The organism is Sphingosinicella rhizophila (assembly GCF_032378825.1).
Taxonomy (GTDB): domain Bacteria; phylum Pseudomonadota; class Alphaproteobacteria; order Sphingomonadales; family Sphingomonadaceae; genus Allosphingosinicella; species Allosphingosinicella rhizophila.
The window spans coordinates 13623-27829 of the sequence record NZ_JAVUPU010000008.1; the positions used below are offsets into that span (position 1 = coordinate 13623).

A 14207-nucleotide genomic window follows, 5' to 3' on the forward strand; every position below is an offset into this window, starting at 1 on the left:
CGTCGCGCGGTCGTGGCGGGAATTAGCATCTATGCGCTGTCAGTCGCCCAATCTGCAATGGCTCAGTCGACATGCGGCGACGGCAGTCCAGGTCCGGTCTGCCAGATCACCAACACCGGTGCGAGCGGTCCGATCGTCGGGACGGCGGGGACGGCGACGATCATCACCAATAGCGGTTCGATCACCGGATCGCCTGCGATCGGCCAGGGTCAATCCGTCGCGCTCTACATCGACAACCAGGAAAATGGCACGATCGAAGGTGCTGTCGAAGGCAATTCGCTGTTCCTTTTCGGTGTCCGCAATGCCGGAGAAATCAACGGCTCGGTCGTGGTCAACGATACTTCTCCGAACGTCTTCACGGGCAAGGCGATTTACTACATCGCCGATGGCGGGACCGTGGACGGCGCGGTCCAGCTTGGCACGACCGGCTATACTACGGCGAATTTCATACAGCGCGGCGTCGATGATGGCGTGTCGGGGAGCATTACCGCCGGCAGCGGTCTCGACATCTATACGAAGAGCTATGCCGCGACCCAGTCGGTCGAACTGGGGCAATATTCCCTTCCGGCGACCTTCGAACTCGAAGGCTATGAGATCCTCGGAGAGACTAACACCCTGACGCTCACCGGGACAGGCGAAACGATCGTCCTGATGGGCGACGGCCATGTCGTGAACGAGGCCGAGATCAACCTTGTCGACACGACGAATGTCTATCCCGTCGAGGTCGTGCCGGCAGCGGTTTCGACCTACAATATGCAGTTTGCGACCTATCAGCGGCAGAACCCGCCACAAGGCCAGCCGGGCTTATATGCCATTCCGGTCGGCAATGAGCTTGCGAGCTTCACGAATGATGGCGTGATCAACGGAGATGTGCGGGTGGCGACCGCCAGCTTCACCAATAATGGCGAGGTGAATCTCCTCAGCCATGCGCCGGGCACGGTCATTCGCAGCGCGGCCGACCAGGATTTCCTGTTCCGCAACAATGGCTCGATCGTCATGACCGACAACGGCGCGCGACTTGCCCAAGCCGCTATCGAGGACGAGTTCGAAGGTGGAACATTTGGCGCCGTCCGCCTGACGACGGCCGTGGATGCCACGGGACTGAACGGGGTCGTGATCGAGAATGGCGAAAATGGCCTGATCTCGGGCGGTCTGCACTTCGCCGGCGTCGCCTCGGATTTCACCTTCACCAATGATGGTGAAATCGAGATCGGCGACAATCCATTCGAGATCGACCGCGCGGTCGCGATCGATCTCGGCAATTTCGAGGTCGCGCAGAACCCCGCCTTGCGCGAAGACGCCGTTGCCGACAGCGTGACCATCACCAACAATGGCACGCTCGACGGCGGCATCGAGGCCGAAGTCACGACCCGCACGCTCAGTTTCACCAATAACGGTCATATCAACGCGGATGTGACCGATGCGCAGGCGGCGGCCGTCGAGCTGGCGACCGACGATTGGGCGGACACGCCGGGCGGTGCGGACGTGAATGATGCGGAGAGCGTCACTTTCCTGAACAGCGCCAGCGGCACGATCGACGGATCGGTCGAGCTGGAAGCCAAGGCCAGCTTCGTCTCGATCACCAACGACGGATCGATCACCCAGGCGCTCCGGTCCGATCACGGAGTGACGGTCGGCGCAAATGCCGAGGGCAATCTTGCCGAGGCTCTTTCGGTCCGGCAGGAGACGGCGCTGGGTGCAGATCTCGTCTTCAGCAATACGGGCACGATCAACAATGCGGATTATGCGGGCGGCGCTGTACATCTGGAACTCGAAGCCGGCGACATAAGCTCGGGCCTGCCCGGCGCGGCCGATGCGGATGCGAGCGTCACGGTCAACAATAGCGGCTCGATAACGGCTTCGGGCGGGAATTATCTGACGTTCCCGCCGGCGGTCGGCTTGACGCAGGGACAGGTGGGTATCGACTTCAGCACCGCTCTTGTGGTGGCGGCTGAAGCGGAAGGAACTTCCACCGTCACGATCAACAACCAGCAGGGCGGTCTGATCGACGCGCGCGGTACGGCGCACATGTGGACCGGCAGTGTCCAGGTGGTGCCCGATCAGCAGCCGAACAGCGGCGGCATTGCGATCGCGGTGGCAGATGCCGCTGCCGTGACGATCGTGAACGACGGAACCATACGCGGCGGGCCAGGCGGTCCGCTTGTCCTTCCCAACGGCAACACGCTGGTGCCCATCAACGCCGAAGCCGATTTCGAAGGCGTCTGGGGTGGGGCGATCGATACGTTCGGCGCCGGCGCAGACAATGTCACCAACTCCTCGACCGGCGTGATCGAGGGGGGCGTCGCCTTGCGCTCCGGCGACGACCGGTTCGAGAATTACGGCACCATGGATGGCAATCTGTATCTGGGCGAGGGCGACGATACTTTCGTCCAGGCCTGGGACGCGACCTTCACCGGCACGGCCGATGGCGGGTCCGGCACCGATACCTTCGTGCTGGATCTCGATGGCAGCACAGCCAATGACACGGTGGATCTGGCGATCTACGATCAGCTCGTCAGCTTCGAGATTCTGCAGACCCAGGGCACCGGTGGCGGCGTCACCGGCGGATCGGGCGACGACAATGTCAACAATACCGGCACGCTCAACGGCCCGGTCGACCTTGGCGAAGGCGACAATCAGTTCACCAACGCATCCGGCGGCACGATCAACAATAATGTGACTGCCGGTTCCGGCGATGATGCCGTCGGGAACCAGGGGACCATCAATGGCGCGGTCGATCTCGGCGAAGGCGACAACCAGTTCGCCAATGCGGGAGGCGCCACGATCAACGGCAATGTCCAGACGGGTACCGGAAGCGATGCGGTCGATAACCAGGGCACGATAAACGGCTCGGTGGATCTGGGCGACGGCGACAATCAGTTCGCCAACGCCTCCGGCGGCACGATCGCGGGGGACGTCGCGACGGGCACCGGAAATGACGCGGTCGACAATCAGGGGACGATCGACGGCTCGGTAGATCTGGGCGACGGCGACAATGAATTCGCCAATGCCTCCGGCGGCACCATCGCGGGAGACGTCGAGACGGGTACCGGAAATGACGCGGTCGATAATCAGGGGACGATCGATGGTTCGGTAGATCTGGGCGACGGCGACAATCAATTCGCCAATGCCTCAGGCGGCGCGATCGCGGGAGACGTCCAGACCGGCGCCGGCAATGATGCGATCGACAATCAGGGCATGGTGGAAGGCGATATCGTGCTCGATGGCGAGAGCGCCGCGCCTCCTGTCCAGACCTTCTCGCTGCAGGCCGCATCCAGTGCAGCCGCTGTCGTCCCGGCTCCCACCGGAGGGGATGATGTGCTCGCCAATGATGGCAATGTGATCGGCAGCATCTACGCGGGCGGCGGCAACGACGTGCTGACCAACAGCGGCAGCGTCGGGGGAAATGTGGATCTCGGCGACGGCGACGATCGGCTGATTCTCGAAGGCGACTGGACCATCGGCGGCGGGGTGAGCGGTGGCGACGGCGTCGATGCCGTGCAGGTCACCTTTGCCGATGCCGCGTCGGAGACGAATCTTCCGGTTCTCGACCTGTCCGGCTTCACCGGCATCGAGCAGTTCCAGGTCGATGGCGGCACCGGCAAGGTCGGTGGCGAAGTGACGTTCGATGAAATCACCATCACGTCCGGGCGCCTGATCGGGGCTGCGGCTTCCGTCATCACCGCGGATGTGAACGTCGGCAATGGCGGCACGTTCGGCAGCGCGGGGACCGTGATCGGCGATATCGCGATTGCTTCGGGCGGCGGGCTTTCGCCCGGCGCATCGCCGGCCGTGATGCGCGTGGTGGGCGATGTCTCGCTGGCCGGCGGCTCCACGACCACCTTCGAATTCGTGCCCGCGCCGGGCCAGAGCGACCAGCTGCTCATTGATGGCGATCTTGCGATCGCGCCGGGCGCTGTCCTCAATATCGAAGGCAATCGGCCGCCGGCGCCGGGCGTCGCCTACGACATGATCGTGGCGGACGAGATAGATGGCGAATTCACGATCGGCACCTGGGACCATGCGGCGGTGGCCGGCTTCCTGCGTTATGTGGACGGGCCGACCGAAGACCGCCTTCAGCTCCTCGGCACCTTCCTGGCCGCCGATGATGCTTCACCGCAAACGGCACTGGGCATCGGCTATGTCAACGCCCTGCTGATCTCCGGTGAGGCAAGCAACGCATTGCTCGGGTCGATCCCCACCCTGCTGGATGCGAATGGCTATGCAAGTTCCGCAGCCTTCGCCCGTATCTTCCCCGAACCCTATGCCGGCGCATCGCAGCTGGGCGTGGAGAATGGTCTCAGCCTCGCCAGGACGATCCGGTCCGGTATTGCCGTTCCAACGCACAGCGATCCCGCGCTCTTCGCGTTCGGCAGCGCCAGCGGCACCTGGCGCGCATTGGGATCGGATCGCGACACGGGCACCTCTCGCGCCAAGAGCAGGAGCTTCGGCGTCCTCGGCGGGCTGGGTTATGGCAGCGACAGCGCGTCCATCGCGGCCTTTGTCGGCCATCTCGACGGCAGGCAGCGGATCGCGGCGCTCGACGCGCGGACCGATGCCGATGGCCTTGTCGGTGGCGTCACCGGTCATGTGGCCGCTGGCGGCTTCGATCTCAACGCGCTGATCGCCTATGACTGGAGCGATGCGAAGACCATGCGTGCCGTTCCCGGCGCAAATGTCACGTCGTCGGAATATGATCTGCGCAGCCTGACGCTCGACGTGTCGGCCGCTTATGCCTTTGCGCTGTCCGAAGCCTGGGCGCTCCAGCCCGGGGTCGGCCTCACCCATATCTCGAACCGGCGCGGCTCTGCCTCGGAGACGGGCAGCACCGCCTTTGCGCTCGATGTCGAAGGGCGCCGGACGAAGGCAACCTTCGTGGACGGTTCGTTCGTCCTTCGCGGCGGGCAGAACGAAGGCGCGACGATCCGTCCCTTCGTGCAGCTGGGCGTCCGGCACCAGCTTGCAGGCGATCTTGTTCATGCCACCGGCAGCTTTGTCGGCATGGGGACGCGCTTCACTGTCCTGGGCGCGCCGCGCAAGGAAACCATGATCACGGCCGGGGCTGGCTTCAGCGCGGAGATTGCGCCCGGTATCGGCTTGTTCGCCGCCTATCAGGGCGAATTTGGCGGTGGCGGCGGCACCCTGGTCAATGCCGGATTCCGGATCGGGTTCTAAAAGCATCGTGCTGAAAAGTGGGCACCGGTTTTCAGCTTTTCACGATGCGGTAACGAAGGTCTAAAAGCATCGTGCTGAAAAGTGGGTACCGGTTTTCAGCCTTTCACGATGCGATAACGGCGGTCCGTTCAGTCTCCCTTGTCAGAAACTGGCGTGCCGGGCGGCGCTTCGACGCCCGCGAGTCGATCGAGGTTTGCGATCAGGCGCGTGAGTAGGGCAATGAGCTGCGCGGCTTCCTCGTCCGTGAAGTCGCGCAGTGCCTCATGATTGCCTCGGAGTAAGACAGCAAGCGCGTCCGGCAGGCGCGCTTCTGCCACCTTTGTCAGTGTGATGCGGCTGCTACGCCCATCCACCGGGTCAGGCACGCGCTCAATCAGCCCGTCTCGCTCCATGCGGGCGAGCATCTGCGCCATCGGCGGCTGCTCGATCTTGGCGAAACGGGCGAGATCGCGTTGCGTGCTTGCCCGGCCATCCTGAAGCGCCACCAGCACAGGCAATTGTCCAACGCCGAAGCCAAGCGGCTTGAGCCGCGCTGCGCTGAGCTGGACGAAGCCGCGCGCCGCGAGGCTGATCAGGTGCCCAGGCGTCGAGAGCACATCCAGGTCCATCGTATTTCATCCCTTGCGTCCAGCATTGCCTGATATATACGCACATATATAAATGCGTCGGCCTTCAGCGCAACATCCGTATTGTTCAAGGAGAGGTCCAGTGGACGATGACGTCAAAGTCCTCGAACGCATCTATGATCGCTTTAACGCGCGGGACATAGACGGCGTGATGACCGCGCTCACCGACGATGTCGCTTGGGCCAATGCTATGGATGGCGGCTACGTTCACGGGCGCGAGGCCGTGCGCGACTATTGGACGCGCCAGTGGGCCATGGTCAGTCCGCACGTCGAGCCTGTGGGCTTTTATCCAACTGCGGATGGCGCGATCATCGCAGAAGTCAGGCAGACCGTCCGCGACCTGGAAGGCAAACCGATCCAGGGGCAGACGCACATGCTTGAAGACAAGACGGTCGGACACGTTTTCCGTCTTCGAGAAGGCAAGGTGGCTCGTTTCGACATCCAGGATGCTACCTAGAGCCAAAAAGTGCCGACCCGGCCGAAGAAGCTTCTCCCGCCTGATGGCGTAAGCCCGCTGCCTGCGCTAGGAAGCGAAGGATGAAGGCGTCTGCAGCGGTCGAACGTGCGTTCAATCTTGCTCGATCGGGGCAGTGCCGCAGCGTCGCGGAGATTATCCGGCGGCTGCCCGAAGCGGATCGGCCGGCGGTGGAAGCCTATCTGGATGGCCCGTCGGCACGACGGGAGCTGATCCTGATATGCAGCGACGCCTGGCTGGCGGCGCGATAAGCGCCGCCCGCTGCCAGGCCGAAGCTCAAGCCGCCTCTAACCGTCGCACCGAACCCTTCCGGCGCAGAAGCTGGAGCAGCTCGTCCAGCGGCATCGGCCGCCCGTACAGATATCCTTGTGCACAGCCGACGTGCAGGCCCTTCAATATTCGCTCCTGCCGCTTCGTCTCTATGCCTTCGGCTATCACCTGCAGGTTCAGGTCCTTGGCGATCTCGATGATCCGAGCGGCAACCTGGCTTGTCGGGGAATCCGTGCCGAGCGCCTGGACGAACAGTTTGTCGATCTTGAGATAATCGACATGAAGCTGGGCCAGATAACCCAGGCTGGAATAGCCGGTGCCGAAATCGTCTATCGCCACCCTGATTCCGGCCGCGCGCATCTGCCGCATCGTCTCGCCCGCCAGGTTGACGTCGACCAGGCTGCGTTCGGTGACCTCGATCACCAGATTGTCGAGCGCGATGCCCGATTGTGAGGCGAAGCGGCGCACCTCCTCGACGACGCCAGGGCGATGCATGTCGCCTGCGGAGAAATTGACCGCGAAGTGGAAGAACGGCCTCTCGCTCAGTATGTGCGGGGCGTCCTCGGCCAGCAATCTGAACACGCGCGCGGTGATCAGCGATATGATCCCGGCCTGTTCCGCTACGGGTATGAAGGTCTCCGGAGGAACGAAATCCTTTCCGTTGCGGCGCCAGCGGATCAGGGCCTCGACCCCCATCATCGTTCCGGACGAAAGATCGACCACAGGCTGATAGAGGAGATTGAATTCCGATCCTTTCAGCCCGTTGCGGATCATCGTCGGCATCGACATTCGGGTACGGACGACGAAAATGAGGATGGCGGAAAGCAGCAGCCCGACGAATATGCCGATCGGGATGAGGATGATTGCGGATTCACGGATGAAACCGGATGAGAAAGCGAGCGGAAGGGCAGCCATTGCGCCCTGGTCGTAGCGGCTGGATCGCACGATCGCGACGATATGGCTGCCGGTGCGAAAGACAATATCGCCATCAGCCTCGGCGCGGAACCAGCGGGAATCTATATTCCCGCGGCTGATGAGTGGCTGTCGATGCGACCATGAGAAGATGCTGAAGCCCAGTCCGGGCGTGTCATCGAGGAAACTGAGCGCCAGATCCTTGTGGACGATGCCGACAAATGCGCCGCGGGAAACCGCGAGATAGGGCAGATCGGGATCCAGCAGCCGCACGTCGGTGCGGATCGCGGCATTGGTGCGCGACTGGAAATCGGGCAAGCCGAGATTCCGCGGCTTGTTGCCGCCGAATGACGAGCAGATCATGACATCGCCCTCGATATAGCCGGCCGCCTGCAACAGGGTCGAGCTGAGGTCGATTCGACGCAGCAGATCGATTCCCTCGTCCGAACATGCCTGCTGACGTGTCAGTCCCCCCACCAGCCGTCCCCCTGCGCTCAGCTGGTCGGCGGTTATCTCTGCTCTTGAAAGGGCGGCGCGGGCAAGGCCGGTGACATGCGCGTCCTCACGCTCGAGGGCCTGTTGGCGCACGAGGGCGATCGCCGCCAGGATCGGCAAAGCGGTGGTCAAGCACACGCCAATGATGATGAACGCCGTCAGGCGATCGATGATCTTCATCCACGCTCCCCATCCACACCGTGGCATGAGAAGGCGACTTTTTAGTTAAGGCGTAACCTGGACATTTGCATGGAGCCTGATTGGGCGGCGGCGTCATAGGCGCGCAGACGCCATGGCTTGGTCATGTCTGCTTCTTCCTTCGACACCCGGGGATCGGCTTTCATCCGCGGTTATTTGCCGCCTGAAGCCTCCTCCACCAGAAGTTCGTCGAGCATCGTCACGAGTTCATCCCGCGTCAGGGCATAAGCCGGCTGGCTGGCATTGAGCTGCGCGATCCGGCGCAGCGCCGCGCGATAGACCATGTCGACCGTCTTCTTGTCGGGGGACGCCATGTAACGGACGCGCGGCGTGTCGCTGGTGAGGAAATGATAGACCTGCTCGGCGACTTCGATCGGTTCCTTTCTCTTGTCTTCCGTCGCCCGGACCCCGGCGATGATCTTTTCCTGCTCGGGGGTGAGCTTGGCGTTGAGATCCCATTCTCCGGTCAGCATCTTGATCGCGACCCTCTCCCGGCCGCGCGCGCGAAACGAGCCCGGGTCGACGATCCCGGCCTTCACGCCTTCGCCCGCCAGCTCCATGGCCAGCGTCTCCGCATAGGCCTCGGTGGCGAATTTGGTCATGCTGAACGCACCGCCCCCCGGGCCGGTGACGAAACCTGAAAGCGACCCGATCACCAAGGTTCGCCCCTTGCTCTCCTTCAGCAGCGGCAGGAAGGCGCGATCCACGCGCATCGCGCCCAGTATATTGATGTCATGCTGCCAAAGGATATCTTCCTCCGAAATCTTCATCAGCTCGCCGACGGCCGCGACCCCGGCATTGTTGACGACGCCATGGAGCCCGCGGCCCTGGGCCCTGACGAAGGCCACCGCCGCGTCGATTTCCGCCTGCTTGGTGATGTCGAGCCGCACCGCGCTGACATTGTCCATCGCTTCGAGGCGCTTCAGATCTTCTTCCTTGCGCGCGCCCGCATAGACATAGAAGCCGCGCTGGGAGAGATATTCGGCGAGCGTCGCGCCGATGCCCGTGCTGGCGCCGGTCACCAGCACTGCCTTCTGTTTCCCTGGCGCCTGCGCCAGTGCGGCCTGCGAAAAAAGCAGCGCGGCGATCGTGAATATGAACAGCTTCACTCTATGCATTGGAGCACGTCCTTCAATGTGGCTGAAAATCATGTTGTGGCAGAGGTCCGCCCAGCGGGCATTTCGTCGAATTTCTTTAAACGATTGGCCATGACCATATTGTCTACGCCGAAGCACGTCGGATGCACAACGCTCCCGAAGGCGGAGCATGGCGCGCTCGATCTCGATCCAAGCCTCTCTGGCAATGGGGCCGATCTCGGGTTGGCGGGGAAGGGCGGACAAGGGGTGCTAGCGGTCCCGGATCAGGCCCCACCCAGCCAGCCCACACCCGAGCAAGAATGCCAAAATGCTGATAAGAACAAATACGTGTGTTCCTCGAGAGCCTATGGCTTGCTCGAAATGCTTTTTCATGGTCGCTTCGAGGACTTCGATACGGGGACCATCATTAGCCACAGACAACCAGTAGGCCAGCATCGTCCCAGCGCCGGCGGTCACGCGCTTGAAGGAGAAAAGCGACCAGCATCCCGCTCCGATGGCCGCCAAGATGCCGATTAGAAAAGCTGAGGCGCTGCCCAGCTTTGCTGCCGGCGCGAACTTGAGGGAAAGCATTGAAATCGCCGCCGCTCCATTGATTGCCACGAGCGTTGCCAGGAGCCAGCGGGAGAGGCTCCCTGCTTCCCGGAGACCATCGTGGAACGCTTCGACCATCATCGGCATGAAGGTTTCCGCTGCCAGCCGGTTGGAGGCGCTCTCCTGCTCGTCATCCATGCACGCCATTCCCCTTTACTCGACAAACTGGGTGAGCGGCTTTCCCTTGACCAGCACGTAGGTCGCAAGCTCGGCAGCCGGGACGCTGCTACGGTTGCGGGCGGCATGCACCCCGCCATCGGGCACAAAAAGGACATCACCCTTCTTCAACATGATCCAGCCCTTGCCCGGGAGCTCATATTCCAGCGTTCCTTCGATGACATAGATGATTTCTTCACCGGGATGTTTGTGGCGCGGGAACGATGAGCCGGGTGCGAAGTCGACGCGCGCCTGCAGCACCTCGCGGCCTGAGGCACTGAGATCATGCCGCTGGAGGTCGCTACGGGTTGTGCCTGATGGACGGGGCTGCGAGGGTGCCGGGCCCACGATGACGAAGAGCCCCACGACTGCGGCCGCGCGTAGGATGGTGTTGGACGACATACAGCCTCCTCATTTGGACATGAACGACAAGGCGGAGCGGCGAATTGCACGCCGCTCCGCCCTAGGCAGTCAGATGCGAACCGACTTGAACGCGGTCCTTAGTTCGTCGACCAGCAATTGCGGCTGCTCGAAGGCGGCAAAGTGCCCGCCTTCGGGCTTCTGGCCGTAATGAATGAGCTTGGAATAGGTTCGTTCTGCCCAGCTGCGCGGCACCGGGTAAAGCTCATCGGGGAACTGGCTGACGGCGGTTGGAACATTGACGCCGAACGGCTCGAAGAAGTGGACGTTATTGCGTTCTATGCCGAAGCCGGACGAGGCCCGCGGCATCGCCTCCCAGTAGAGCCGGGCCCCAGAGATGGCCGTATTGGTAAGCCAGGCAATGGTGATATTGTCGAGCAGGTCGTCGCGCGACATGCCCTCTGGCTCGCCGTCGATGGCCCGCACGATCATGCGGTAACTCAAGATGTCATGGTCCATGAACCAGGCGGCGAGCCCTACAGGGGAATCGGCGATTCCGTACAATGTTTGCGGGCGGTGGCCCATCTGGTTGGCATATGCGAGGCCGTGGACGAAAAAGGTCTCGAGCCGCTCATAGGCGCGCAGTTCCTCGGCCGACAGGTCGGCAGGTGGGCCGCTGCCGTCCCGCAACGCCTTGTAGATTTCCGGCGGCACCGTGGAGGGCATATTGGTGTGTATGGCGAGCAATTGCGGGGGAGCCATGACGCCGAGGATTTCGGTCATGAGCGCGCCCCAGTCGCCGCCATGCGCGAGGAAGCGATCATAGCCGAGGCGCTTCATCAAGGTCAGCCAGGCTTGAGCGATCCTGGGCGGACCCCATCCTGTCTCCGTTGGCCGGCCGGAAAACCCATAGCCAGGCATGGAGGGGATGACGACGTCGAACGCGTCCTGCGCGCTTCCCCCAAACGCCGTTGGATTGGTCAGCGGCTCGATGATCTTCAGCTGCTCGATTATCGATCCCGGCCAGCCATGGGTGATGATGATCGGCAAGGCGTTTTCATGTTTCGACCGGACGTGGATGAAGTGAATATCGAGTCCGTCGATGGTGGTGACGAAATTGGGGAAGGAGTTCAGCCGTTCCTCGATCTTCCGCCAGTCATATTCGTTGGCCCAATAGTCGGCGAGCTTCTGCATGGCGGCCAGCTGGACCCCTTGAGAATCATCATCGACCGTTTCGCGGTCGGGCCATCGGGTCGCCATGATACGACGCCTGAGGTCCGTCAGATCCTCCTCGGAGGCCTTGTAATGGAACGGACGGAGGGCTTCGCTTTCCTCCGGAATTACGATGAGCGTCTCCGTCGGCTCCAGGTCGACGAGAGTGGTTGAAGATCCAGGGGAAGGCTCGGACGACGGCTTTGAAATTGGCGTTGTGGTGCTTCCTTGCGACATGACATGACTCCTCATCTGAAGAGTCGGCAGCCTGCCCACACTCAGACGGTATAGGGTCCGGCCGTCAGGGTCGGCGCTGCTGTTTCGATAGTCAAAATGGCGGGCGGTACACGTCCGTCGAAGCAACTCGACTCGGTCGCGAAACGAAAGACTCGCTACGCCTTTATCGAGCGTGTCACCAGCATCAACTGAGGTCGCTCAACGAGCATTTTGTCGAATTCTTTGATGCGATTGGCATGACCATATTGTCTTCGCCGAAGCGCGTCGGATGCACAACGCTCCCGAAGTAGGAGCATGGTGCGCGTCTGGACTGCCGTCCGTTTCGTGGCGCGCGACCATCTCTCTCGGCGGCCCGCTTATGACGCAGGCTCAGGTTTCTACTGAAATCGGCTGGATGGCAGCTGTGCGCCAATCGCGGTAGTTCAGGGCGCGATCTGCTCATCCCAAAAGCGGACACTTGCGGGCACGCGCCCTTGACCGACATGCGCCCTATGCAGCCACCCGCCTTCGCCTGGCCAGCGACGGAACTTGGAATGGCAATCACATTGCACGAGATAAATGAGTCATAGCTGATATAGGTCACTGCCGGGGTTGTCACGGACGCAAGCCAGACGTGGCGGCAGGTGATGCCTACATGAGAGGGGTTGGTCTAGTGCGCACAATCGGTTTCCACGCTTCTAAAGGAACCGTAAGGTTCGTTGTTCTTGAAGGCCAGACTTCAAGCCCTGTCGTTGTTCAGCACGAACGTCGACCTTTGACGTTGATCGACGATCGACCAGAGTTCATTCAAAATGCGAGAAATCTTTTCGGAAACGTAATATCGACATACTCGCCCGATCGTCTTGCATACGTGCTTAGCATGAATGCTGAAACTCATGACCAAGTAGCGGGGATTGTTCTTCCATTTGGAGCTCTGAATGTCTGTGCACGGGACAGCTCTCTGTCGTGTGAAGAATTCATCGCCCCGAACTTCTCAAAGACTTTCTTCACGAACCGAGGCACCAGTTGGCTTACGAACCGCTACAAAAGCGCTGACGCGGTACTAGGAACCCACCCACCCAATTGGACCGACAGCGAGCGACTGGCAGCCCTTGCCGCCTGGGCCGTGCTGTGAGCCGGCCGGATTTAAGCGGCACGACGGTCGGCGGACATTTTGCCCTCAAAAAGCGCCTTGGAAGCGGCCACTTCGGCGATGTTTATCTGTGCGACAACACGATGATGGCGCACATATCCGCTCTGAAGGTTGTCCCGATTGACCCAGCCAATAGCAACGCTCCGGAACTTGAAGCGCAATTACTCAACCTTTCCCATCACGCGCACATCGTTGCAGTGCGATCCGCGGCGGTTTGGGAGGACAGCGCAGGACACAAATACCTTCTTATCGAAATGGAATACGTTCCTGGCGGCAGTTTGGAGGATGTCATCAAGAAAGAGATTCCACTCGGCGAACTGGTATCTCTGATGAAGAACGTTTTGTTCGGGCTCGATCATGCTCATCCAAGGGTCGTCCACCGCGACGTTAAGCCAGCCAACATTCTCTTGGGCGGCGGTGGGCAGCTTTCCGACTTCGGAATTGCGATGGTCGTCGCCACTGGTGCGTCCGTGAGTAACCTCCAGTATGTGCTAAATCGCGCGCCCGAGTGCTTTCCGCCAACGCCAACGTACGACGTGTCGACTGACATTTTTGCGGCAGGTCTGACACTATTCCGTGCTCTCAACTTGATCGCCAATTGGAAAGCGACCCTGCTTACCGCCTTCGGAAGTCCGGGGGGCGTGCTCAGTCGAATGCAGGCCGGCACTTTAGTGGACGGCTTGGGGTTCCATCCACGAGTGCCGAAACGGCTGCAAAAGGTGGTGAAGACGGCATGCGCTAAGCAGCCGTCGAAGAGATACCCCACCGCGGCTGCGTTCCGCGATGCCCTTGAGGGACTTAAGATCGCTCGTGACTGGCGAAGGATTGCCCCAGACACGTGGGAGTGCCTTTACAACGGATCGTCTGAGCAATTGATCATCACTTCGAAGGGCACGACTTGGGAGGTCGACTATAGGAGAAATGGTCGACGCAAGACAGCAAGTCATCGAACTGGTTTGAGTCAAAGCGATGCGCTCAAGTACGTGTATCAGCTCATTGCCGAGACTACCTTGTGGGCCTAGGATCTGCTCCTGAGCGGCAGCTACGGGCGTCAAGCAGTCGCGACGGGTAGCGCTCATAGCAGCCACCGCGCTCATCGGAATTGCGGCTAAGGGCGCATGCCGGACGACCGATCATGACCGAAGAAAGGTCCGCTTGCGCAGTTTGGCTGCGGAAAGCGGCCAGTCGCCTTCCGGCCCACAATCAGCCATTTAGCTGCGCCGGCGACGGCACTAACATAATTGCTCACTATCGCACAGCGGGGGCGTTTG

General features: G+C 61.4%; 10 protein-coding genes. 4 read left to right on the forward strand and 6 right to left on the reverse strand.

Annotation, left to right across the window (positions count from 1 at the left end; all coding sequences use genetic code 11):
• Positions 1–57 precede the first annotated feature (57 nt).
• Complete coding sequence (locus RQX22_RS14895; RefSeq protein ID WP_315727347.1) at positions 58–5175, forward strand: autotransporter domain-containing protein; 5118 nt, start codon at positions 58–60, stop codon at positions 5173–5175.
• Between the two features lie 128 nt (positions 5176–5303).
• On the opposite strand, the gene RQX22_RS14900 is transcribed toward RQX22_RS14895, so the two are convergent.
• Positions 5304–5783 carry a MarR family winged helix-turn-helix transcriptional regulator gene (locus tag RQX22_RS14900; protein ID WP_315727348.1) on the reverse strand — a complete coding sequence of 160 codons (480 nt, stop codon included), beginning with the start codon at positions 5781–5783 and terminating at the stop codon, positions 5304–5306.
• A 100-nt stretch (positions 5784–5883) separates the two neighbouring features.
• On the opposite strand from RQX22_RS14900, the gene RQX22_RS14905 reads away from it, so the two are divergent.
• Entirely contained in the window at positions 5884–6258 is a 375-nt protein-coding gene (locus tag RQX22_RS14905; RefSeq protein WP_315727349.1) for a nuclear transport factor 2 family protein, read from the forward strand.
• An 80-nt stretch (positions 6259–6338) separates the two neighbouring features.
• Complete coding sequence (locus RQX22_RS14910) at positions 6339–6527, forward strand: hypothetical protein (protein ID WP_315727350.1); 189 nt, start codon at positions 6339–6341, stop codon at positions 6525–6527.
• 25 nt (positions 6528–6552) lie between these two features.
• Here RQX22_RS14910 and RQX22_RS14915 read toward each other — a convergent pair whose 3' ends face one another.
• The 5 genes from RQX22_RS14915 to RQX22_RS14935 form a co-directional block, all read right to left on the reverse strand.
• Positions 6553–8133, reverse strand: a complete 1581-nt coding sequence (locus tag RQX22_RS14915) for an EAL domain-containing protein (RefSeq protein ID WP_315727351.1) — start codon at positions 8131–8133, stop codon at positions 6553–6555.
• 170 nt (positions 8134–8303) lie between these two features.
• A complete protein-coding gene (locus RQX22_RS14920) occupies positions 8304–9269 on the reverse strand; it encodes an SDR family NAD(P)-dependent oxidoreductase (protein WP_315727352.1) in 966 nt (321 codons plus the stop codon).
• 228 nt (positions 9270–9497) lie between these two features.
• Positions 9498–9977, reverse strand: a complete 480-nt coding sequence (locus tag RQX22_RS14925) for a hypothetical protein (RefSeq protein WP_315727353.1) — start codon at positions 9975–9977, stop codon at positions 9498–9500.
• A gap of 15 nt (positions 9978–9992) precedes the next feature.
• The gene (locus RQX22_RS14930) at positions 9993–10397 is read right to left on the reverse strand and encodes a cupin domain-containing protein (protein WP_315727354.1); all 405 of its coding nucleotides are present in this window, start codon (positions 10395–10397) and stop codon (positions 9993–9995) included.
• Positions 10398–10466: 69 nt separating this feature from the next.
• A complete protein-coding gene (locus tag RQX22_RS14935; RefSeq protein ID WP_315727355.1) occupies positions 10467–11804 on the reverse strand; it encodes an epoxide hydrolase family protein in 1338 nt (445 codons plus the stop codon).
• A 1110-nt stretch (positions 11805–12914) separates the two neighbouring features.
• Here RQX22_RS14935 and RQX22_RS14940 point away from each other — a divergent pair.
• Positions 12915–13958 carry a serine/threonine-protein kinase gene (locus RQX22_RS14940; protein ID WP_315727356.1) on the forward strand — a complete coding sequence of 348 codons (1044 nt, stop codon included), beginning with the start codon at positions 12915–12917 and terminating at the stop codon, positions 13956–13958.
• Positions 13959–14207: the final 249 nt, after the last annotated feature.

Excerpts from the sequence above, each read along its gene's own strand:
- RQX22_RS14895 (WP_315727347.1), top strand. The coding sequence starts at position 58 with ATGGCTCAGTCGACATGCGGCGACGGCAGTCCAGGTCCGGTCTGCCAG.
- RQX22_RS14900 (WP_315727348.1), bottom strand. The coding sequence starts at position 5,783 with ATGGACCTGGATGTGCTCTCGACGCCTGGGCACCTGATCAGCCTCGCG.
- RQX22_RS14910 (WP_315727350.1), top strand. The coding sequence starts at position 6,339 with ATGAAGGCGTCTGCAGCGGTCGAACGTGCGTTCAATCTTGCTCGATCG.
- RQX22_RS14915 (WP_315727351.1), bottom strand. The coding sequence starts at position 8,133 with ATGAAGATCATCGATCGCCTGACGGCGTTCATCATCATTGGCGTGTGC.
- RQX22_RS14920 (WP_315727352.1), bottom strand. The coding sequence starts at position 9,269 with ATGCATAGAGTGAAGCTGTTCATATTCACGATCGCCGCGCTGCTTTTT.
- RQX22_RS14925 (WP_315727353.1), bottom strand. The coding sequence starts at position 9,977 with ATGGATGACGAGCAGGAGAGCGCCTCCAACCGGCTGGCAGCGGAAACC.
- RQX22_RS14930 (WP_315727354.1), bottom strand. The coding sequence starts at position 10,397 with ATGTCGTCCAACACCATCCTACGCGCGGCCGCAGTCGTGGGGCTCTTC.
- RQX22_RS14935 (WP_315727355.1), bottom strand. The coding sequence starts at position 11,804 with ATGTCGCAAGGAAGCACCACAACGCCAATTTCAAAGCCGTCGTCCGAG.